This is a genomic window from Tepidibacter thalassicus DSM 15285, assembly GCF_900129915.1.
In the GTDB taxonomy this organism is placed as follows: Bacteria; Bacillota; Clostridia; order Peptostreptococcales; family Peptostreptococcaceae; genus Tepidibacter; species Tepidibacter thalassicus.
Window position 1 is genome coordinate 40,751 of record NZ_FQXH01000013.1, and the last position, 22,036, is coordinate 62,786.

The 22,036-nt window shown below is 27.0% G+C and carries 23 protein-coding genes and 1 pseudogene; 3 read left to right on the forward strand and 21 right to left on the reverse strand.

The genetic code is table 11. The features are described 5' to 3' along the window. Nucleotides 1-42: 42 nt before the first annotated feature. The 6 genes from BUA19_RS06885 to BUA19_RS06910 are packed head-to-tail and all read right to left on the reverse strand — an operon-like array spanning nt 43 to nt 7,057. A complete protein-coding gene (locus BUA19_RS06885; RefSeq protein ID WP_072725049.1) occupies nt 43-732 on the reverse strand; it encodes an ABC transporter ATP-binding protein in 690 nt (229 codons plus the stop codon). Next, a complete protein-coding gene (locus BUA19_RS06890) occupies nt 653-1,405 on the reverse strand; it encodes an ABC transporter permease (RefSeq protein ID WP_178137466.1) in 753 nt (250 codons plus the stop codon). Before BUA19_RS06890 ends, BUA19_RS06885 begins: the two co-directional genes overlap by 80 nt. Before the next feature lie 52 nt (nt 1,406-1,457). Then, nucleotides 1,458-2,447, reverse strand: a complete 990-nt coding sequence (locus tag BUA19_RS06895) for an ABC transporter substrate-binding protein (protein WP_072725052.1) — start codon at nt 2,445-2,447, stop codon at nt 1,458-1,460. Between the two features lie 13 nt (nt 2,448-2,460). Further along, nucleotides 2,461-2,808, reverse strand: coding sequence for a cupin domain-containing protein (locus BUA19_RS06900; RefSeq protein ID WP_072725053.1), 348 nt, complete (start codon nt 2,806-2,808; stop codon nt 2,461-2,463). A 12-nt stretch (nt 2,809-2,820) separates the two neighbouring features. Beyond that, nucleotides 2,821-3,180 (reverse strand): cupin domain-containing protein, encoded by a 360-nt coding sequence (locus BUA19_RS06905; RefSeq protein ID WP_072725055.1) that lies wholly within the window; start codon nt 3,178-3,180, stop codon nt 2,821-2,823. A 25-nt stretch (nt 3,181-3,205) separates the two neighbouring features. Next, nucleotides 3,206-7,057: an acyl-CoA dehydratase activase gene (locus BUA19_RS06910; protein ID WP_072725057.1), complete on the reverse strand. Its 3,852-nt coding sequence runs from the start codon at nt 7,055-7,057 to the stop codon at nt 3,206-3,208. A 127-nt stretch (nt 7,058-7,184) separates the two neighbouring features. Between BUA19_RS06910 and BUA19_RS06915 the strand changes: the two genes are divergently transcribed. Next, on the forward strand, nt 7,185-7,868 hold the full coding sequence (locus tag BUA19_RS06915) for a Crp/Fnr family transcriptional regulator (RefSeq protein ID WP_072725059.1): 684 nt from the start codon (nt 7,185-7,187) through the stop codon (nt 7,866-7,868). Nucleotides 7,869-7,910: 42 nt separating this feature from the next. Here BUA19_RS06915 and BUA19_RS06920 read toward each other — a convergent pair whose 3' ends face one another. Next, nucleotides 7,911-8,345: a flavodoxin gene (locus tag BUA19_RS06920; RefSeq protein ID WP_072725061.1), complete on the reverse strand. Its 435-nt coding sequence runs from the start codon at nt 8,343-8,345 to the stop codon at nt 7,911-7,913. Between the two features lie 175 nt (nt 8,346-8,520). Between BUA19_RS06920 and BUA19_RS06925 the strand changes: the two genes are divergently transcribed. Then, the gene (locus BUA19_RS06925) at nt 8,521-8,802 is read left to right on the forward strand and encodes a hypothetical protein (protein WP_072725064.1); all 282 of its coding nucleotides are present in this window, start codon (nt 8,521-8,523) and stop codon (nt 8,800-8,802) included. Nucleotides 8,803-8,820: 18 nt separating this feature from the next. On the opposite strand, the gene BUA19_RS06930 is transcribed toward BUA19_RS06925, so the two are convergent. The 7 genes and pseudogenes from BUA19_RS06930 to BUA19_RS06955 form a co-directional block, all read right to left on the reverse strand. Beyond that, the gene (locus BUA19_RS06930; protein ID WP_072725065.1) at nt 8,821-9,102 is read right to left on the reverse strand and encodes a hypothetical protein; all 282 of its coding nucleotides are present in this window, start codon (nt 9,100-9,102) and stop codon (nt 8,821-8,823) included. A 45-nt stretch (nt 9,103-9,147) separates the two neighbouring features. Next, nucleotides 9,148-9,849 carry a hypothetical protein gene (locus BUA19_RS11525; RefSeq protein WP_072725067.1) on the reverse strand — a complete coding sequence of 234 codons (702 nt, stop codon included), beginning with the start codon at nt 9,847-9,849 and terminating at the stop codon, nt 9,148-9,150. Nucleotides 9,850-9,870: 21 nt separating this feature from the next. Continuing rightward, nucleotides 9,871-11,301 carry a hypothetical protein gene (locus BUA19_RS06940; protein ID WP_072725069.1) on the reverse strand — a complete coding sequence of 477 codons (1,431 nt, stop codon included), beginning with the start codon at nt 11,299-11,301 and terminating at the stop codon, nt 9,871-9,873. Then, on the reverse strand, nt 11,298-12,182 hold the full coding sequence (locus tag BUA19_RS06945) for an ATP-binding cassette domain-containing protein (protein ID WP_072725071.1): 885 nt from the start codon (nt 12,180-12,182) through the stop codon (nt 11,298-11,300). The genes BUA19_RS06940 and BUA19_RS06945 overlap by 4 nt, the downstream gene beginning before the upstream one ends. A 251-nt stretch (nt 12,183-12,433) precedes the next feature. Then, entirely contained in the window at nt 12,434-12,685 is a 252-nt protein-coding gene (locus BUA19_RS06950; protein ID WP_072725073.1) for a DUF2087 domain-containing protein, read from the reverse strand. Between the two features lie 388 nt (nt 12,686-13,073). After that, entirely contained in the window at nt 13,074-13,217 is a 144-nt protein-coding gene (locus BUA19_RS11720) for a recombinase family protein (RefSeq protein ID WP_178137465.1), read from the reverse strand. A 198-nt stretch (nt 13,218-13,415) separates the two neighbouring features. After that, nucleotides 13,416-14,382 (reverse strand): annotated as a pseudogene (locus BUA19_RS06955) (IS3 family transposase). Nucleotides 14,383-14,716: 334 nt separating this feature from the next. Between BUA19_RS06955 and BUA19_RS11725 the strand changes: the two are divergent. Then, a complete protein-coding gene (locus tag BUA19_RS11725) occupies nt 14,717-14,953 on the forward strand; it encodes a hypothetical protein (protein WP_072725077.1) in 237 nt (78 codons plus the stop codon). A 603-nt stretch (nt 14,954-15,556) separates the two neighbouring features. Here BUA19_RS11725 and BUA19_RS06970 read toward each other — a convergent pair. From BUA19_RS06970 to BUA19_RS07005, 7 genes are all read right to left on the reverse strand, one after another. Further along, nucleotides 15,557-16,093 (reverse strand): hypothetical protein, encoded by a 537-nt coding sequence (locus tag BUA19_RS06970; RefSeq protein WP_072725079.1) that lies wholly within the window; start codon nt 16,091-16,093, stop codon nt 15,557-15,559. A 280-nt stretch (nt 16,094-16,373) separates the two neighbouring features. Continuing rightward, a complete protein-coding gene (locus tag BUA19_RS06975; protein WP_084601979.1) occupies nt 16,374-16,853 on the reverse strand; it encodes a hypothetical protein in 480 nt (159 codons plus the stop codon). Nucleotides 16,854-16,926: 73 nt separating this feature from the next. Beyond that, nucleotides 16,927-17,178, reverse strand: coding sequence for a hypothetical protein (locus tag BUA19_RS06980; RefSeq protein WP_072725081.1), 252 nt, complete (start codon nt 17,176-17,178; stop codon nt 16,927-16,929). A 248-nt stretch (nt 17,179-17,426) separates the two neighbouring features. Next, nucleotides 17,427-17,780, reverse strand: a complete 354-nt coding sequence (locus BUA19_RS06990; protein ID WP_072725085.1) for a hypothetical protein — start codon at nt 17,778-17,780, stop codon at nt 17,427-17,429. 602 nt (nt 17,781-18,382) lie between these two features. Continuing rightward, a complete protein-coding gene (locus BUA19_RS06995; protein WP_072725087.1) occupies nt 18,383-20,320 on the reverse strand; it encodes an FtsX-like permease family protein in 1,938 nt (645 codons plus the stop codon). A 141-nt stretch (nt 20,321-20,461) separates the two neighbouring features. After that, on the reverse strand, nt 20,462-20,584 hold the full coding sequence (locus tag BUA19_RS12070; protein ID WP_330389028.1) for an ATP-binding cassette domain-containing protein: 123 nt from the start codon (nt 20,582-20,584) through the stop codon (nt 20,462-20,464). Between the two features lie 52 nt (nt 20,585-20,636). Beyond that, a complete protein-coding gene (locus BUA19_RS07005; RefSeq protein ID WP_072725089.1) occupies nt 20,637-20,969 on the reverse strand; it encodes a type II toxin-antitoxin system HicB family antitoxin in 333 nt (110 codons plus the stop codon). Nucleotides 20,970-22,036 lie beyond the last annotated feature (1,067 nt).

The following is a 22,036-nucleotide window of genomic DNA, read 5'->3' on the forward strand; positions in this document are numbered from 1 at the left end:
AATTTGTTACTTTTTCATTAAATATTTTAAATAATTTAAAATCTAAACAAGACAACTCACAATCTCACTTCTTATTTTCATTAATATTTCATCTCTTAAACTCCTTTCTCTTTTTAACTTTTCTATTTTAAACTCCTTAATTACTTTTGTAGGTCTATTTGATAGAACTAAAATTCTATCTCCAAGCAAAAGTGCTTCATCTATTTCATGAGTAACAAATATAATTGAATTTTGTTTCAATTTCCAAAGATTTAATAAATTTTCAATCATATTAAATCTCAAATTATAATCAAGAGATTTAAAGGGTTCATCCATAAGTAATAAATCTGCTTCATAATTGAATGCCCTTGCAATAGCACACCTTTGCCTCATTCCTCCACTTAATTCAAAAGGATAATGATCTTCAAACCCTGTAAGACCTACCTGTTCAATCAATAATTTCATCTGCTTTTTTGAAGCCTTTTTATTAACAATATAAATATTTTCATAAACAGTCTTCCACGGAAGTAATCTATCTTCTTGAAATACATAACTGATATTTTTACTTTTGTTTACTAAATTTCCTCTAGAAGGTGTTAAATATCCCGATATAATATTGAGCATAGTAGATTTTCCACACCCAGATGGTCCGATAATACAGAGTATCTCCTTTTTATCTACCTTTAACGAAAAATCTTTTAATACAATAAGCTTGCCAAATGTTTTTTCTATTTTGTTCATTTCCAAAACCATAACTATCTTTCCCCTTACATCTAAATTCAAATGCCATATCTATTAATTTTTGAGATAAAACCCCTAATAAAATAATAATAATTGTCCACGCTAATACCTTCTCCGTTTCAATATTCAATCGTGCATTAGTAATCTGTGCTCCAATCCCAGTACTAGAACTTAATACTTCTCCCATAATTACTAATTTCCAACCTAATCCAACAGCTATAGTAATTCCAGATTTAAAATATGACTTCAATGATGGAAGTGTAATTTCAAACAATATTTCCTTTTTTGAAAAACGAAAAATCCTTGCCATTTCAATAAGCTTAGGATCAATATTTTCAAACCCCTCCATAATATTAATAATCAATATAGGTATGCTTGCAATAAATACAATAAATACAGTAGCTTGTCCATCTAATCCAAACCAAATCATTCCAAGTGCTAACCATGATATAGGTGGCGTAGCTTGTATAATATGAAATACAGGCTCAAATAAATACTTCATTCTTTTGTTTTCACCTATTACAATCCCTAAAATACTTCCTAATAAAACTGCACCAAAAAGACCTATAAAAAGTCTTTTCAAAGTAATCAATACATGTTTTAAAAAATTAACATCATTAAAAACATTCCATGTAGCTTGCAATGTTTTAATAGGTCCTGGAAGGATTATAGGTGAATAAATCACCGATAATCCTCCCCAAAACAGCAATATACCAATAATCATTTTTAAAATATCCCTATTTTTCTTCGTAATAATAATCCTCATTTGGAATTTTACCTCCAATACTATCTGCTTTGAAATTTAAAAGGGTTTCATAATACTTTTTTAAATCCTTCTTTGCATTATTAGAGTGTTTGTATTTAAGTCCTAAAGTCGGCATAGACTTTTCTATTAAATCTTTATTTAATCCAAGATATTTTTCTACTAATTGTGCTGCTTCTTTAGGATTTTCTAATGTCCATATAAGCGCTTTTTCATATTCCTTTTCAAATAATTTTACCAACTCCTTATGTTCTTTTAAAAATTTATTATTTGTGACAATCCCTGCATTAGGAATATCATATTCAGATCCTTTTATTTTTTTCCATTCTTTCATATAATCAAAAATAACTCTTAATTTTTCATTCTCCATCTTACTTGCTGTTATAAAAGGTTCTATATTCATGGCATATTCAACCTCTCCCGCTTTTACCATCTGTGCAATCTCTGATGGTGTTGAATAAATAATATCAACATCCTTTCCAACTTTCAGTCCATATTCTTCTAAAAAATATTGTGTAACAATATCAGGCGGAGCACTTTTAAAAGGTACATATAACTTTTTCCCTTTTAAATCTTCCCAGTGATTACATTTTGAATCTGTCGTCGATAAATACATAACTCCCCATGTATTTACATTAGTAAGCTTTATATCAACACCTTTATTATATAACTTAGCTGCTGTATTTACTGGTACAGCTAAAAATCCATATTCCGAATTAGTTGCAATAGTCAATAATTCTTCCACGCCATTCCATATTTTAAAGTCAATTTTCACATTTTCCCCTAGTGCTTTTGTTTCTATCATTCTTAACAACGGGAATGTAGGTGGCGCTTTTGGTCCACTTATAACTATTTTTATTTCTTCTTTTGGTACTTCCACCTCTTTATTTCCTGATTGCTTACAACCCCCAAATACAGTAATACTCAATATTAGAATTAAGCTCAATAGGATTTTTCGCCCCATATTTCACCCCTCCTTATCTTTGTAACTTAACAATAATAATCATTATTTTTGACTTTTCTAGTACATCAATACTATGCAACATATCTGGTGGTACAACAATTGTTTTTCCTTTTTCAAGAATAAATTTTTTATCTTCATCAATAACTACTTCTGCCTTTCCTTCATATACATAAATCATTGTATCTCCAGGCATTGAATAAGCACTTACCCCTTCTCCTTGATCAAAAGCAAATAAAGTTATACTAAAATCTTCTCTTTGCACAAGAGTACGACTTTCAACTCCTCCTTCTACATATTCAATTAAATTTTTAAAATCTAACACTTTTTCAAAATCTATATTTTTTATATATTTTTCTACCATAAATAAAATCTCCTATCTCTTATTTTCTTTTTGAGGTTTTACAACTATAAGCAACATTTTAAATTTTTCAATTGATTCTAAAGCGTGTGGAATATTCGCGGGCATAACTGCTGTTTGTCCTTCTTTTAAAACAACATTTATATCTTCCCCAATACTAACTTTCACACTACCTTCCATAACATATACCATCGCATCACCAGGTGCAGAGTGAGTACTAAGCCCCTCTCCCTTATCAAAAGCAAACAACGTTATACTTAAATCGCTCCTTTGTACAAGTGTCTTACTACTTACTCTTCCCTCTGCATAATCTACCAAATCCTTCAACTCCAAAACTTCCTCAAAAGGTATGTTCTTTAAAAATTTTTCTTTCATTTTTACTCCTCCTTATTTTTATTTTTTATATGTAATAAATAAAATTTTTAATTTTTTCATCATTTCCACTATGTAAAGTTCCATCAAAACACAATTCTATAGAAGGAACACTCATTACTTTTTCATCTTGATTCTTTAAAAGTTTCAAAATAGTTCCTGTATTTTCATACATTGAACTTAAAAGCAATAAACCATTAATATTATCTGAACATCTCAATGATTTTACCATTCTATATCTTCCATTACCTCCAGAATATAGTGGCAATTTTTCATCAGCTATTTTTATCATCTCATCTAAATTTTTGTCAAATGGACTATATGCTCCTAGTTCTTTTGAAACTTGATTCATTATATTTTTCATTTTACTTAGTAACGAGTTTTTCCTTTTTTCTTTTCTCAAAAAATCTACCCATCTAAAATACATCGTTTCTGAAATAGGTTGATAATAAACTTTATTTTTATACTCCAATTTTTCAAGTTGATAATTATTAAGTATAGGATTAAATACTACACTCAATTCCCCTAATGCATAGATATATTTTTCATATTTTTCTTTTGATAATTGTTTGTATATATTATTAGCTATCATTATCAATGAATCTTCATTAAAAGTCTCATTTTTAATCTCATTTAATATTATTTTTAAATAAGCATCTCTTTGATCTCTATTTGCGGCCATAACGAGATCTCCTGCAATAAGTATTAATAAAAAATCCATTCCATATTTTTCACATTCTAATAAATCTTCTATAAACGGAGATTCAACTGTAATATCACCATAACCTTCCAGTTTAATTTTTTGCTCTAACAATCTACTATATTGTCCAAACGTCTCACTACCTTCCGTTTGTGGAATCCATATAGATGCATTTTTTTCTATATTTTGAATTTGTGAAAATACATCTCCCAATAAAGCTATTAACGATACATATTCTTTTGATGTTGCATATTTTTTACCAATTTCTAGAGTCCTTTCATTTGTAGGCGAAAGAAGATTTGCATCTATTCCTTTTTTTCTAAATATTCCCTGCAACAAATGACTATACGGATATAAATAAGGTATATATATTTTTTTTCGAAAATTACGATTTTCCTTTATAATTTTCCCTGTCTTATTGACAACTTCATTCATTTTAGTATTTTTTAAACTTTCTATAAAAGCCTCTAATCTTGTTATTACTCCAACATTAGATGCATGCTCATCTACTTCTATATGTAAATAAGGCTTTTCTCCCATTTCTTCTTTAAAATAATGACTTAATATCGTATCTGGTCCACAACCATGATTAGTTAAATATATAGCATAAAGATTTTTATTTTCCTTTACAATCTTTGCACCTGATAAAATATGTTCTCCAAAAGGCCAGTACATATTAGAATAATCATCAGACAAATCATAATTATGTGCAGGAAGATTGGACAAAGTAAAAACTTTATAGCCCATTTCTCTCAATCTTCGTGGAATCTCCATATTTAAACCTTTATCTGCTATTCCATAAGTTCTTGTAATAATGACAAAAGCTTTTTCATTTTCTTCGAGAGAATCAATTAACTCTTTTCCTAAGTTTTCAACATCTTTTTCAAATTCTTTAAATCTCTTCATTCCTTTTGCCAAAGCCAGTGCCGTCTGAATTTTATTTTTACCAAGCTTTTGCCCTAAATCCATCAATGCTTTCATCATATATTTTTTGCCAAACTTAAAAGACAAAGCTGGAGATAAAAGTTTAATCCCCTTTTTTTCCAAATCCATAATCCGTGATACAATTTGTGGCACAGTTTGCATATATACACATGCATAATTTTCTCTTGCCTTAGATATTGGATGCTTCATTGTATATAAGCTAGGCAAAAATATATAATCTACACCTTTATTAATAAGTGTTGCTACATGACCATTAATAAGTTTTATAGGATAACAAGTTTCATCTAATGAATATTCTTGACTTAATGCTATTATTTCTTTATTTGTTTCTTCAGATAATAAAACATTAAATCCTAAAACTTTAAAAAATTCGTTAAACATTGGAAATAATTTATGCATAAATAAAACTCTAGGAATTCCTATCGTAAGTTTCTTATCATCTATTTTTTCTGTATATCCCTTTAAGAACAATTCCTTAATTTCACTTTCCATATCTCGTAATTCATGAGATATAACTTTTTTGTTCTTTTTGCTCTCTACTTCTTCTTTTGTTAATAATGCTACACCATATGCTCCTGTAACACTAAAAAACGGTGGAACAGTAATTTCCTTTCCAAGTACTGCTCTAAATGCATTCACTACCGCCTGATTGTATGCTATTCCTCCTTGTAAAAAAATTCTATTTCCTATAGGTTTATTTGCAACTACTCTATTTAAATAATTTTGAACAATAGAATAACTAAGTCCAGCCGCAATGTCTTCTTTACTTTTTCCTTGTGCTATAGCTTTTGAAATATTTCCTTCTATAAAAACAGTACACCTGTCTCCTAAATTTAAAGGTTTTTTCCCTTTTAACGCAATTTTTTCATATTCTTCTATAGAGATTCCTAATTTCTTTGCTTGTTCCTCAATAAATGAACCTGTACCAGCAGCACAAATCTTATTCATTTCAAAATCAACAACACGCCCATTTTGTATTCTTATATATTTTGAATCCTGCCCTCCTATTTCAAAAATCGTATCTACATCTTTATCCATTTCAATAGCACCTTTAGCCTGTGCTGTAATCTCATTTACAATCAAATTTGCTTTTATTTCTTTTCCAATCATAACTCTACCCGAACCTGTTGTACCAATACCTCGTATTTTTAATCTTCCTTTAAATTCATCTTGAATTGATTTTATTCCCTGTTTTACAGCTTTTTTAGGATTTCCTTTCGTTCTTAAATATCTATAAGATAATACATTTTTATTTTTATCTATTAATACAAGATTCGTACTAGTAGAACCTATATCTATTCCTATATAACCATCAACAATAGTATTATTTGTAACTTTACAAACATGTTTACCTACACAATCATTATCTCCATATTCCTGAAGCTGTTTATAAAAAAATTCATCATTATTTTTTATAGCCATGGCTTTTAATTGCTCAAATATATTTTCTAAATCACATAATATATTTCTATCTCTTGCCAATAAGGCTGCCCCTAAAGCTCCTATATTCGAACAATTATCATAAATCAGCAAATCATCATCCAATTGAAAAACATCTTTTAAAGCTTTAATAACTCCTTTATTTTTTGCCACACCACCAACAAACATAACTGGTTTTGCAAGTTTCATTCGCTGCAACACATTTGCTTTGTAATTTCTGACAAGTGCATATGACAATCCTAATAATATATCTTCAATTTTTGCACCTTCTTGTTGATGATGAATCATATCTGTCTTAGAAAACACACTACATCTACCCGCAATTCTAAGTATTTTTGTAGCTTTTTGAGTATAATTTGAGTATTCATCTAATTTAATGCCTAATCTCGATACTTGTTCTTCTAAAAAAGATCCTGTACCAGCTGAACAACTTGAATTCATAGAAAATTTTATATTTGACTTATTATCCTTTGAAAATCCCGTAATATACCTAGAAGTTTGAGCTCCTATTTCAATAATAGATTGAATATTTTCATTGGTATATAACCCCCCTTCTACAAGTGCTAAAATATCATTCACATGATACTTTTCAAACACTTTTCCATGCGTTCCTGTAAATCCAATATAGCACTTTTTTATATTGAATTTCTTTTCAATATTACACAATTCTTTATTCAATAATTCTTTTACATTTCCATGATGAAAGATATAATTCTGAAAAACTTGTTTTTTTTCATCATCCAACACTATACACTTTAATGTAGAATATCCAATATCTATTCCAACACTATACATAACCCCCTCCAGTGATAATGATTATCTTTTTTATTTACATCCAATTATCATTATAGTACAATAATTTTAAATCACACGTATCTGGAGATACTTTTGAAAAAAATTTTTAAAAAATTTGGAGGTTAATATGAAAAATATATCTAACATTCTTAGCAATTCTATTCTTTTTAAAAACAAAACACAACAAGAAATAAATATCGCTTTATCTTCTATTAACTACATAATAAAACATTATAAAAAAGGAGATTTAATTTTTAGCGTAGATCAACCACCCAAATATATTGGAATTATTTTAGAAGGATGTATTGAAGTGCAAAAAAATTTAGCTTCTGGAAAAGTTATCAGTATTCTTTACAAGAAAAAAGGCGACCTATTTGGTGAAGGATCTGCTTTTTCAAAAGCAAGTACATACCCTTGTAATATTTTCGCCAAAACAAAAAGTACTATTCTCCTCATTACTAAACAAAATATTCTCAATTTATTAAGTAAAGATTCTTTATTATTGACTAATTTTTTAAATTCATTCGCTAATCGTATACTTTTATTAAATCTAAAAACAGAACTATTATCTTACTCATCTATTCAACAAAAAATTGCATTTTCACTACTATATCTTATGAACGAATATAAATACAATAATGTTATCTTTTTACCATACTCCAAAAAAACATGGTCAGAGCATCTAAATGTATCTAGACCATCTCTATTTAGAGAATTAAAAATCCTTTGTAATCAAAAAATTATTCAAATACAAAATAGAACTATTACAATTTTAAACGAAAATTATTTACTTAATTTACTAAACCAATAAAAAAATTGCCACCGAATAAATCTCATGGTGGCAATTAATTATTTATCCCCTAGCCAATTGTTCTCCTAATGCTTTACAATTATCTATTCCTTCATCATCAGGAGTTAAGTGAATAATTAAACCTTCTTCATCTACTAAATTAGCTCCATATTGCTTCATTCTTTCTGCCCAATTTCTCATCCATTCACCATCACCCCAATCATAAGAGCCAAATAACGCAACTGTCTTGCCTGAAAAATCAATATCACTTAAAGACTCAATAAATGGCTCCATAAACTCTTCTTCTAAAACTTCTATACCCATAGAAGGACAACCAAATGCAAGAATCTCTGAGTTAATAACCATATCTTTGTTTGCATCTTCTACTCTAACTACTTCTACATCAATTCCATTAACTTTTACCCCTTCAGCAATAGCATTTGCCATCATTTCAGTATTACCTGTACCACTCCAATAAATTATAGTTGCTTTTTTCATTAATATTAGCCTCCTCTGCACTTTATTGATATTGATAATTATTATCATTATTTGATAAAAATTATATCATCTATCTTAAGTTTTGTAAATACTTTTTATATGATAATCAACAAATATATCTCTTAAATAATATTGTGATATAATTAAACATATATTAAAAAGAAAGAGTGATTCAATGTCTTTATATAAATTTATAGTTGAGTTTTCTAATATAATATTATTGATTTTTTCTATGTATGGACTATTTAATTTTAAAAAAGCTGTTCAAATAGCTTATAAATTTTATAATTCTTTTAATCCATATAATCAACCATTTTTATTTACAAATTCGTATTTAAAAATTATTTTAAAATTATCTTTAATTCTTGGTGTTTTTATGGGAATAATTAGTTTAATAGATTTTATATCTAGCTTATTAGGAAGTAGCCTTCAAAAAATTATAAATTTATATTTATAATAAAACAAAACATCATTATTAACTAATACTCTTTCTCAAAAATAAATTCTCTTGGTTAACAAGTTTTTCTACTAATTTTAATACTTCTTCATTCTCGCCATATATAGCTACTGAAAATTCACCATGTATACTAACAAGAATATTTTTATATTCACACTCATAAAACTTCAATCTACTTTTTTCTTCAGGAAACTCTGTTAAATAAATTTCAGCATCATAATAAGTAATCAATTTAATTATTATTCGACAAATCTTTTGACTAAAATCATCTAAACAATTTACTAGAAGATATTCTTCCAATTCAAAATATCCAGCATGGCTGATTGTTTCAGGTAAAACATGTACCTATCCATTTTTCAATTCCTCATTCAATTTATTCGTAGACAGTCTAAATGCAATATAACTCATTACCAATAGAATAATTCTCCCAACCCATAGTTGCCATCCATAAGTAATATAGTACCCTTCTCCACCAATACCAAGTATCTTTATCGTCAATGGCATGGTAATAAAAACGTTATTAATCGTTATCATAAGCATTATTATCAAATAGAATAACCCAAAAACAAGTAGGTTCTTTTTGAAATACATCCGCAAACTCATCACAAATAATATACTGATAACAATCTGCAAAGAAACAATAATGAAATTTACTATTGAAAGGGTCAATAGCACTTTTCTATAGTAGATATAATTAATAATCAACAAGATGAACTGTCCAATAAACAAAGCGACAACATTTACTATTATACACAGTAGTGCTGACCCATAGATTTCCTTTTTGATGTCTCTCACATAAATAATCATATAATTTTTTATACTATCAATCGTTTTTTCATTAAAAACTATGTGGACGAATAAAGCACTGGTTATAACAATCCAAAATTGTTGAAAAACATATCTAAATATATAACTTTCAATGCCTAGAATCAGAACAAACGATTTTGTATCAACCATCGCTAACAAAAAATAGTTAAAAATAACTAAAAAATAAAAAGCTTTTGTTCTTTTTAATGCATTCCATTTTACGCGCAATATTGTGTACATTTCTATAAGATTCCCCCTTTTCTACTCTTTATCTACTCGACTTAAAATAGCTAACATATCCTCATCCCTAACAATATCTTTAAAATTAGCTTCAAGTAACTTAATGAATTCTTGGTTTGATTGTGGATTCTGCCTCAAAATTACATCATAAACTGATCCAGCTAATGAAGGGAATTTATTATATATAATCAATGCCACTCTATAAACAAAATTAAACTGAGTGGTTGGATAACTAAAAATGTCTTCAATCTCTTTTATATAATAGTCTTCTACCTTCCGAGCTTGTTCCAAATCTAAATCACCACTTATCTCCTTCATAATAGCAATACTATAACCTTCTACCAACTGTCTGGTATATCTACTCTGATTATAACCTTTAATATTAAGAACCATCGAACATTTCATTTCATCCATAAAATTGCGTAACAAATCAGCATCTTCAAAATATATCATTGAGTCTGATAATACATGAATATACATGGTATCCTTATTAAAAACCGCAGTTTTTGGAATTATGCCCTTTAATTTCCAAGAAAGTTCAGATAGATATGTTTTATCCATTATGTACTTTGAATACAGAGTCTCTGATTGTATGTTCTGATAATGTTTTTCAAACTCTGATACAATTGAATAAATGACCTCAACCTTATCTATTGGGATATCTTTATATTCAACTATATGATCATCCATAGCTATGGTGACATAATCCTCTTTTACAAGGCTTTCATATTTTGAGAAGTCATAAAAAATCATAATTACGTAAGAAGCAACACATACTATCATCAATATCATCAGCTTTGCACCTTTAAACCTTTTATGTGATTTTGATAAAACATCCGTTACAAATGTACTTAATAATGATAATAATATTAGACTTATAATGTTAATAATATTAGGCACATTAATCGCATATAATTGTTCACTTATTGATAAAAAGTGACTAGAGCCATCATAAATTAACGGGTTATAAGAAATAAAGTTAACAACTGCAAGACCGATGATTATCATGATACCAACATATTTTTTATACAAAATACCACCTACAGCACCTATTGATAGAGCAAAAACATACTGAAGTACGGTAACCATTAAGGCATTTAGAATCGTCGCCTTCATTACAAACACAAGATGAAAAAAAATAAATCCCCCCCATCCAACATTCATAATTCCTGCAACCATATATAACATTAACAGCTTCCTATTACTTGACAAATCACTAAGCTCCAACAAGAAAGCTCTATTCTTTTTTCTGAACAGAGAAAAAATAAAATACACATTAACAGATATCCATGTCGTTACAAAATAATTGCTACTTACTTTTAATGTAATATCTCCAAATTGCAAACCAATAATGAATAAAAGTACTAGTACATTTATTAACAATCTATAAGCCAAACCATTATAAATCTCAACATTACATATTTTTATCGTTTTCTTGATTATTGCCATCATAATTGAACACCTTCATCTAAGAACATGATGTAAAAATAAGCATCTTCTAAAGTAGGTGTAACCTGTTCATAAGTAGCGTCTAAAGGTGTATCCAGAATGAATCGTACTTCAACAACATTCTTCTTTCTAAGAATTGAGATAATTTTTTTGTATTTTGTTCTATCAACTTCGTCATGGATATTCAACTTGTCAACATAAATTTTGCCCTCAACAAGTTCAAGAAGATTATCTATTGAACCACAATAGACTACTTTTCCTTTTTTCATAATTCCGATATTATTACATAACATCGCAATATCAGAAATAATGTGTGTTGAGATAATAATTATCCGTTCACCACTTTTTTCGTTGATGATATTTCTAAATCTCAAACGTTCATTAGGATCAAGTCCAACGGTTGGTTCATCTAATATAACCAATTTTGGATTGCCTAATAGAGATTGAGCTATTGCTAATCGCTGCTTCATTCCTCCTGATAAGCTCTTAATCTTGCTATTTATTTTATCTTGTAGATTAAATTGTTGAATCAGCAATGTTATTTCATGTTCTCGCTCTTCTGCTTTAACATTCTTTAATAAAGCAATATAATCAAGCATCTCATAGACAGTAAGACTCTCAAAAAAATCAAATTTTTGAGGTAGATATCCAATATGTCTTCTTACTTTTTCAATATCCTTCGTTATATCATATCCATCAATACTTATAGCACCATCTTGCACCGGCATTACAGTTGCTAACGTTTTTAAAAGAGTTGTTTTCCCTGCTCCATTTTCACCAATCAGACCAAATATACCTTTAGTTATCGACATATTAACATTATCCAAAGATTTATTTTTGTTTTTTAAGTACTTGTGGGATACATTTTTTATTTCTACATTCATATCTACACCTCTACCTTAAATTTTTTTCATTAATAATCGTTTTACTAAGTATAAACTGATACAGACGATGTGTAATTTATCATAAGTCTCTGAATCCTCGTAATCTGACAATGTCAAATCCTAAGATTTATAAAATATCATCTTCAAATCCACTTTCATTTCCAACAAAAAAAGTTCTATTTTTTAAACTTTTTAAATTTTTAATTTCAGGCATTAAATTATTAATTCTATATTCAATAGCTCATTCCCCTTTATTTTATTCTCCAATATTCTTTACAATCTTTTGAACGTCCTAAATATAAATTATCAAATAACTCCCTTCGAATTGCACAAGGATCATTAAATGAATGGTAATTATTTAATATTAAGTTTACTTCCTTTTCCGAATAAATTCTTCCTTTTTCAAATTTATCTATAAGAAAATCCAAAACTTCAATTCTTTTCGAATATTTTTTTGGCAATTTATAAACTTTATTGTTTTTATCTAAAAAATTTTTCAACAAAGTATTTCCCCCTTTACCATTTTAGTAGTTTTTTTGTCCTGACTACTAACTAATACATAAATATATTTCAAAAGAATTCATCCACTTTTCCTATAATATCGGAGAAGTGGATGAAAAATTACTTACTACTTAGAATCAGATTTAGAAAGTGCAGGACCATATTTAAAAGTCAATTTTCCAAACAATTTCCAGTTTAAAAGTACTGCTCTTTGAATATTTGTGATAATTCTATCAACTACATAAACAAACTTGTTTACAATAATTATTCTACCCCTCCAATTCCAAATTTGTCAATAATTTCATTGTAAATATTTTCCGATATGAAATGAAAAAAGTTTATATAATTTCCATACTTTTTTGCAAAAACTTTTCTTCTCTTCAGTTCAAGTTATACTGCTTCCCACATATCTTTATCAATAATTGGTAGATGACTTTCTTCAACGTAATACATTGGAACTTCTCTGTTATTTTCTACTCTCTTCTTTGTAAGGAAATCAACTGTATAAGTCTTTTGAAGTAGTGCATCCCCCAAAACCCATATAACCTTCACCACTTTGGTAATGTGGCACCTTTAAAATATTAGGCTTGTGGCTGGTCTAGGCTATTACCACATAATCGGATTTGTACCGCTTCTAATTTTTACATTTTATGATATGTCAACACTTTTTTGGACATATTTTTACCGAACAATCATTAATCCTATGAATATATATATTTAAATCTAGTACTTCTAATTTCTTTTTTCTTTATATTCCATTGGTGTTAAGTAATCTAATGAGCCATGTAATCTATGATTATTATACCAATTTATATAATCTCCTAGCTCTAACCTCAACTCATTTAAGTTCTTAAACTCTCTATTTTTTACAAACTCTGTTTTTAATATATTATATAAACTTTCAGCTGCTGCATTATCATATGGACAACCCTTATTGCTTAGAGATCTTTCTATATTAAAGGCATTAATAACTGCATCTATAGTTTTATTCTTAAATTCATTTCCTCTGTCAGTATGGAATAGTTTTATTTCTGATAAAGGATATTTGCAGTTAAGAAAAGCTTGATATACTAAATCTGCATTCTTATTATCTCCTACACTATATCCTATTATTTCTCTATTGTGTAAATCAAGTAATACACATATATAAGCCCATTTTTTATTTATTCTAACATAGGTAAGGTCACTAACTACAACTTCCAATTTCTCTCTATCTTTAAATTCTCTATTTACTGTATTAGGTATTTTATCTTCATTGTATCTTTTTTTGTGTACCTTATATTGTGCTACTGTATAATTTAGATACTAGAGAGTATTTATTCATAATATATGCTATTTTCCTTCTTGAAGCTATAATTCCTTTTCTATATAATTGCTTTTTTATTTTTCTAGTACCATAATTATTTCTGCTTTCTTTGAATATTCTAATAATTTCATTTTCTAATTTTACTTCTTCTTTAGAAATCTTATTGGTTTTTAATCTATTATTAATATGATAGTATACAAGACTTCTTGGTATCTTAAGAAGCTTACACATAGCGTTAATATCAAATGAACCTGAATTATTATATCTCTCTATCCACTCCTTAACCGTAGATTTTGCAATACCATATTCTCTATTAATATCTGCCAGTGATTTATCATTATTAAATAATGCTACTATTTGTTTTTTGAATGGTTCTTCATAACGTTTTGCCATTTAAATTCCTTCTCATGATATCTATTTATATTATACCATTGTTCGGAATTTATTTGGGTCTATAATATTTAGTGTTGGTGAAAACTAACACTAAATTTTTGTATAAAAAAACGAGACAAGAGAGAATCACTTAGTTATAATTTAATCACCACAAAAAAATCATAAAAGGAGTGATTTCTCATGTCTCATAATAATTTTATACGAAATTTGCTTAATTTAAAAGACCCTAATATAACTTTTAATGATAATTATTACTCTGAAAAAATTATTAATAACCTTAAATCTAAAGTTTTTTATGCTACATTAACCTATATGCCTAATGCATGTTATCATTGTGGACATACTATGGACAAACATATTATTAAATAAGGAAAAAATTTCAGAAAAAGACATTTCTTTTAGATACAATGTCTCTCATGTAACTGTTAATAGAATTACTGATCAAGCTTTTTACGATTATAAACCAAATTTTAATTACTTACCTAAAAATCTATGTTTTGATGAATTTAAATCAGTTAAATCAGCAACTGGTGCTATGTCTTTTATATTTTGTGATGCTGATAAATTGTAATAGATAAATTCCATATAATTCTGAACTAAAAGTTTCATACAACCTTTATCAAAGTATTTTATATGCTGTTAAAACAAAAAATTATCAATTACTTGAAAGTATTCTTAACAATAATCATTCAGATATATCTGATTACATGAAAACATCTATTAAATCTATTAAAAAATATAAAAACTATATAAAAAATACATTTGAATGTGATTATACAAACGGATTAATTGGTTAAAAGCCGTCTAAAACCTATTCGGTTTTAAACGGCCAACAATTAATTTTATGATTCTATTTACCAACACTATTTGACAAAGAACCGAAAAAAAAATAAAAAAACCACATTCTTATTGCGGGCTTACTGCTTTCTATCCTCGTTCAAGGGAATATATACATTTTTTACAAAACCTCTATTTTCGTTGAAATTTTAACATTTTCTAGCTGTGTTTTCTTTTAATCAATACTACGCACTCAACGTGTGTTTTGATAGAAAAATGATAGTATTTCGCAGAAATAATAGGAGTTTACCCCCTTTTCCCCCCATGCATTCAGAATGAAAGTTTATCTATTTTTTCTCGAATGGAAAACATTTTATGTATTTCTATTGAAAGTATTCTATTTTTTATTCTCAGACTCTATCAGTTCTATCATTGTAATAAAATAATCATATGCTTCTGTACTTTTATCAAACATATTTTCTAAGTCTTTTTTCCCACTTTCTAATACATCTTTTTCTAAAAACTTTTCATTAAAGATAATTGCTAAAGTATATTGCATTTGTGAAGCCATATTTAACATTTGTTTCCCTACATTTTCTGCTTTTAAATAATCAGAATATATTGATAAAAAGTGTTCTGGAAAAACATTAATTAAATAACCATAAAACCACAAATAATCTTCGTCATTTGAATATTTCTCTGTTGCTATTTTAAAGGCATCTATTAATATATTTTCTGCTTGGTCTAAACATTTTTCTAATTTAGGTGATAATATTCCCCATTCTGCCATAACATACCAAGTGTAAAAAGAAATTCTGAAAAGATCATATTTCCCAACTATTTTTAAATAATCTTCATTAATAGCATAAAGAAACTCTGCAAATTTTTCCCATTTTTCATTTTTTATAATTCTATCTAATTTATCTAAATCCATTGCACATCATGACCTTTCAAATAATGTTCTATTTATTTCTTATTTACCCATGCATCGCTAATTTTCCATATACTATCATTTATTTTTTTATGTTACAGATACTGTTTCTCAATTAATCAACAATATAGTTTTTGATTATATTATTTATTTTACAAAATTTTCTGCTGTTTATTAAAGTAAATATTAAAATTTCAAAGTCTAGTAGAACCTATAAATTTGCTATCTACTAGACTTTTTATAGTATGGTATATTTATTTTTATATAATGTTTACTACAACCATTAACTAATACTCTTTCTCAAAAATAAATTCTCTTGGTTAACAAGTTTTTCTACTAATTTTAATACTTCTTCATTCTCTCCATATATAGCTACTGAAAATTCACCATGTATACTAACAAGAATATTTTTTTTGGGGAAGATTATTTGAACCGATGAAATACCATTTTTTATGATATATGAAATTATTTTATGAATCTCTTGCAACGATTTTGAGCGAATATTTTTATATTCATACTCATAAAATTTCAATCTACTTTTTTCTTCAGGAAACTCTGTTAAATAAATTTCAGCATCATAATAAGTGATCAATTTAATTATTATTCGACAAATCTTTTGACTAAAATCATCTAAACAATTTACTAGAAGATATTCTTCCAATTCAAAATATCCAGCATGGCTGATTGTTTCAGGTAAAACATCAATAAAATGATAAGATTCACTACTTTGTAATGTTTCAATAAGCTCTAATATTCTTTCCATTACTTTCCTAACACCTTTCCATTTTTATCTGATAATTTGACACAGAAAGACTGTCTCGTTGTACTTTTAAAAACTATAAGATATATAAACTTTCATATTCATTTTGTTCAAATATTTCTCTAAAGTACTTGTTACCTATTTTAACTTGTTCAATATAATTTATTAAATAATTTATATCTTTAAAGTAATTACCTATTATTTCATTGTTATGACACAAAGCCCATCCTTTAGATGAATTAGATATTGAATATAATTCTTCGTTATATTTAAATTCAATTTCTCGACCTACTAGTAAATCTTTTTTAAAGTCTTTAAAACTATACATAACTCCCTCCTGTCTAATCTAATACATACTTATTAAATTCACATGTACCTATCCATTTTTCAATCCCTCATTCAATTTATTCGTAGACAGTCTAAATGCAATATAACTCATTACCAATAGAATAATTCTCCCAACCCATAATTGCCATCCATAAGTAATATAGTACCCTTCTCCACCAATACCAAGTATCTTTATCGTCAATGGCATGGTAATAAAAACGTTATTAATCGTTATCATAAGCATTATTATCAATAATCAATATCTACGCCAATATTTTTAAGCTGCTCTTTTGCTTTATCAATTCCCCAATCTTTTGGCCTTTCATTTTTAGAATTATATGTCCATTTACATCCTTTATTAATCCACTTTGCTCTTAATAAACGATATGCTATTTTTATAGGTATCGGCTCTATACCTTTTTTTATTAATTCATCTTTATCTACCTTTGCAACTTTAAAATCTTTTGATGAAAATTCTTTTAATTCATCAAATAAAATATCATCTTCAAATCCACTTTCATTTCCACAACAAGGGCAAATAATGCTCATCCTAAACTCTTCTTTCAGTTTATATCCACATATAGGACAATAATACTTTTCCATATACATCATCTCTTTTCATAAAATTATCTAATTCTACTTTCAAAATACTCAAAAGCTTTAATAGTCCATTTCACTACATTGTTGTGATAATATTTCTACTAATAAAAAGGCGGAAATTCTCAAATAATAGCTTATAAACACTTGCTAAAGAACTATATGATGGTACTTCTATCTTTAACTTTAAACAATCATCAATTAAAACTATTAACTTGTTAGACTTAGAAAAAAGTCAAATCTTTTCTAGATATATTTTATGTTCATCAACAAAAAGTATTATTTTTGCTTGGAGATTTATAGTGATGAATACTTAAAATCTTCTTATTTCTCTATTTAAGTTCCATCAAGCAATCCTACTATTATCTTTTTTCCATCAGACATTATCATCAATATTCACTTAAAAACCTTTAAAACCAACCTATTTCTTCTCTATATTCACAACGCACTCCACATGTGTTTTAATAGAAAGATGATAATATCTCTCATATAAAAATTAAGTTTACCTCCTTTTACCCCCCTAACAAAAATTTGTTTTACTGTTTTTTAAAGTTGCTGTTACCCTAGTAAGAAAGTTCGCTATCAAACTTACTAACAATAAATTTCAACTATCCTTGAAAAATATTCTTCTGATAAATAATATTAGTAATCATAAAATATGTTAAATAAAAAAAAGTAAATACACCTAATGTAATTGCCAAGCTAATAGGTACTATCTTATCAGAAATTATATAATTACTCAAAAAATATTGTCCAGAAATAGCCATAATTATTATAAAAATAATTGGCAATATCATTGGTAAAAAGAACAAATTTGCTGATTCCATAAAGGCCAAATGTTTTTGTTCCTTCCTAGAAACACCTAGTTGACTTAAAACTGAATATGATTTTTTAGAATTATCAATAGAAGAAAGTTGTTCAAATGATAACAATGTAGCAGACAAAATAATAAAAATTATACATAAATACAAGCCACTAAACGAAATAGTAATAAAGCCTGATAACGAATTTTTTATTCCCCATGCTTTAACACTGATACTCATTGTAATATTTTTATTGACAGGACTTATAATTTCTGGATTCCACTTGTTACGTATAAATCTATTTAAACTATCACGTAATTCTTCTTTCCCTTCTGTTTCCAATGAAATAACTAGTCTTGATTTGTTAGTGACTAATCCCTTTACTATTTCATCTGGAACTACAAGCACATAACCATTACTACCTGCCATACGATATTGCTCCATTGGTTCTGTATATATGTAATTACCATGTAATGTTGTTCCATTTAAAACAATATCTTTATTTTGTATAATTTCATTTTTAATAGCATCTAAATATTTTGGAGTATCACAGTGTATTATGTAACTGTTACTATTCAAAGTCTTTTTATCTAAACCAAGTTGTTCTCTTAGAGAATTATAGTCAGTCAACGCTAAAATATCAATATTATACTTATAATCCCGATACAAATAATATGATACAGTGTCTTTGATTTGATAATCTTGTTCCACAAATTTAATTACTTCATCAAAGTCTTTAATTTTTGCATCTATTGCAACTGCAATATCATAAGGATATTCTGCTTTAATATTTACTTTATATCCCATACCCATTATTAATCCAATAAGCATTGCTGCTAAGGATACAGATAATAAAACTGCAACAATAGCCATAACTTTTCCAGATGTTAGAAATTTCCTACGTAATAGTCCAGAAAGAAACAAATTTGTATTTTTATAATACCACTTTTTATTTTTAGTCATCATAAACATTAAAAGGAACGGTAAAACACAATATAGCTGATATATTGCAAGCAATAGTAAAAATACTGCAATTGCTAAAAATAGTATTGCTATATTTGTTTGAGTAACAGCTGTCTTATATAAAAAAATAATTCCAAAAATCAAAGCAAAAAAACCCGTCATTAGTCTAAAAATTATAATTTTGAAATCTTTATTTTCTAATTTTTCATTTTTTCTATTGTCATATAGTAAACTAATAATTTTTTCTTTCCATATTATTGAAACAGCCTTTTTAATCGCTATTGTATAGATTAAAAAGAATAACAAAATAGTTATTATCATCGCAATTTTGGAAAAACTTATAACAAAACAATACTCTATTTCAAATATGTTATAAATTACTTTTATAAGTATACTTGCCAAAAAATTTCCGGTAATTATTCCCAAAATCAGAGAAATTATACTCAATATAAAATTCTCAATAAAAAACAAAACGCAAACGTTTTTCCTATCCATCCCTAATAGTAAATAAATTGCAATCTCCTTTTTCCTTTGATTTAAAATAAAGGAGATTGCATGTGATACCATAAAAGCACAAATAAAAGAAATAAAAATTGATAAACTCAAAATTACATATGTCAATGCTTTTACATTTTGTGCTAAAGAAATTATATCATCCGATATAGCAATAAAAATAAAAGCATATATAAATGTCACTATTAAAAACATTGTTAAAAAATACATAACATAATCTTTAACACTTTTTTTAATATTTTTTAAAGATAATTTTATGTATGTCATTATGCTCCTCCAATCGAAGAAATAACCTCACTAATTTCATTATAAAATTTTTTATGAGATTTATCCCCTCTAATTAATTCATAATGTATACGTCCATCCTTTAAAAATAAAATTCTCGTTGCATAACTAGCAACAAATATATCATGAGGTAGCTTCATCCAAAATAACTAGATCAACATTTGACAAAACAACTCTAGCTAAAGCTATCCTTTGTTTCTGACTCCCTGATAAATTTTTACTATTTTCATATAACTTTGTTTTCACTCCATTCAATAACTCTTTATAAAGCCTAACCCTCTTATATTCTATTTTAATTCTATTTCCTTTGTAAAAATATTACATTTCCCTCATCATCATAAAAGGTAAATTCAGACAAATCTATATCTTCAGTATTGTATGATATAAAAAAAGCTTTTTCATTATCTTTTAAATTTATATCTTTTAACGGAGTCATTTTAGGTAACTCATAAACTTGCATCGTTAATGTGTTCAATTTTAAAGCTTCTTGAGCCATTAAAAGCCCTTCTTCTTCTGATCTAGCACAACTTATACATTCAGGTATATCTGGAAATGATATAGATATTCCATAAGCTTCTTCTTTTTCATCATACTCATTGTAATCAAAAATAGCATAATATCCTATTTTCATAAAATTTCCTCCATTATAAATGGTATTATATCCAACAAGCTTGTCACAGTTATTATTCTATCCATACCATCACAAATATGTCAATAATTTCATTGTAAATATTTTCCGTCTCCTTATCTCTCTATTCAAATTCCATCAAGCTATTTCTTCTTTATATTCACAACGCACTCCATTATCAACTTTGATTCATTCCTGCATAATAGATGTTATTATCATTAGAAATTCTAAATAAAATATTTACATCTCCCAAGCATTAATTACTCAAAATTACTTACTGATAAAGGTAGTTTATCACATCAATTAATTTGAAAAAAGTGATAAAAAACATTTACTTCTAAAGGCTATTTACTAAATTACTCACTTTCTTTCATAAGTTCCATTTTATAACTTGTACTACTTTTTTCATATAAATAAATTAACAATAGAAAAGTAAGAATAGTAATACCAATCATTCCAACTTTAAACCCAAAGAAATAAATTATTCTTGATAACGAAACCATAAATATAACGTTCATTATATTATATATAAAGCTAACAAAAGACATATTATAAGCTTTATTATTTTTTGAATGGGTTAATACGTAATTATTAATAAATGGTTTAATTTTAGATTTTATTAGAGAAACAATTAATATAAACAAAAATAAAGCTATTTTATTGTTGAAAATTGTGGTTAAATACATTAAAGGCATTAAAAACATTAATGTTTTATTAAATGTAAAGTTTAACTTATTAAACATTATTGTAACAACATTACTTAAGCAGTATAAAACAGCTTTATAAAATCTATAAAAATCTAAATAAATATATAAAAATTATAGATTTTATTCATACACTCAATATTTTTACAAATATTAGTGTACATAATAGCATATCTCTACAATGCTATACCGCAAGCCAACGGTACTTTTATTCACCTCTCTTTTTTAAATCAAGCAACTAATTTTCCAAAATGAAAATGTAGAGTAGTTACTTGATTTATATTTTTATAATTCAATGTTTTATTTTTATTGTGTTTATTAAAAATATTAATACTTGAATTAATATCCCTATCTAGTATCATACCA

Excerpts from the sequence above, each read along its gene's own strand:
- BUA19_RS06885 (WP_072725049.1), bottom strand. The coding sequence starts at position 732 with ATGGTTTTGGAAATGAACAAAATAGAAAAAACATTTGGCAAGCTTATT.
- BUA19_RS06895 (WP_072725052.1), bottom strand. The coding sequence starts at position 2,447 with ATGGGGCGAAAAATCCTATTGAGCTTAATTCTAATATTGAGTATTACT.
- BUA19_RS06900 (WP_072725053.1), bottom strand. The coding sequence starts at position 2,808 with ATGGTAGAAAAATATATAAAAAATATAGATTTTGAAAAAGTGTTAGAT.
- BUA19_RS06905 (WP_072725055.1), bottom strand. The coding sequence starts at position 3,180 with ATGAAAGAAAAATTTTTAAAGAACATACCTTTTGAGGAAGTTTTGGAG.
- BUA19_RS06910 (WP_072725057.1), bottom strand. The coding sequence starts at position 7,057 with ATGTATAGTGTTGGAATAGATATTGGATATTCTACATTAAAGTGTATA.
- BUA19_RS06915 (WP_072725059.1), top strand. The coding sequence starts at position 7,185 with ATGAAAAATATATCTAACATTCTTAGCAATTCTATTCTTTTTAAAAAC.
- BUA19_RS06920 (WP_072725061.1), bottom strand. The coding sequence starts at position 8,345 with ATGAAAAAAGCAACTATAATTTATTGGAGTGGTACAGGTAATACTGAA.
- BUA19_RS06925 (WP_072725064.1), top strand. The coding sequence starts at position 8,521 with ATGTCTTTATATAAATTTATAGTTGAGTTTTCTAATATAATATTATTG.
- BUA19_RS11525 (WP_072725067.1), bottom strand. The coding sequence starts at position 9,849 with ATGTACACAATATTGCGCGTAAAATGGAATGCATTAAAAAGAACAAAA.
- BUA19_RS06940 (WP_072725069.1), bottom strand. The coding sequence starts at position 11,301 with ATGATGGCAATAATCAAGAAAACGATAAAAATATGTAATGTTGAGATT.
- BUA19_RS06945 (WP_072725071.1), bottom strand. The coding sequence starts at position 12,182 with ATGAATGTAGAAATAAAAAATGTATCCCACAAGTACTTAAAAAACAAA.
- BUA19_RS06970 (WP_072725079.1), bottom strand. The coding sequence starts at position 16,093 with ATGGATTTAGATAAATTAGATAGAATTATAAAAAATGAAAAATGGGAA.
- BUA19_RS06975 (WP_084601979.1), bottom strand. The coding sequence starts at position 16,853 with ATGGAAAGAATATTAGAGCTTATTGAAACATTACAAAGTAGTGAATCT.
- BUA19_RS06980 (WP_072725081.1), bottom strand. The coding sequence starts at position 17,178 with ATGTATAGTTTTAAAGACTTTAAAAAAGATTTACTAGTAGGTCGAGAA.
- BUA19_RS06990 (WP_072725085.1), bottom strand. The coding sequence starts at position 17,780 with ATGGAAAAGTATTATTGTCCTATATGTGGATATAAACTGAAAGAAGAG.
- BUA19_RS06995 (WP_072725087.1), bottom strand. The coding sequence starts at position 20,320 with ATGACATACATAAAATTATCTTTAAAAAATATTAAAAAAAGTGTTAAA.
- BUA19_RS07005 (WP_072725089.1), bottom strand. The coding sequence starts at position 20,969 with ATGAAAATAGGATATTATGCTATTTTTGATTACAATGAGTATGATGAA.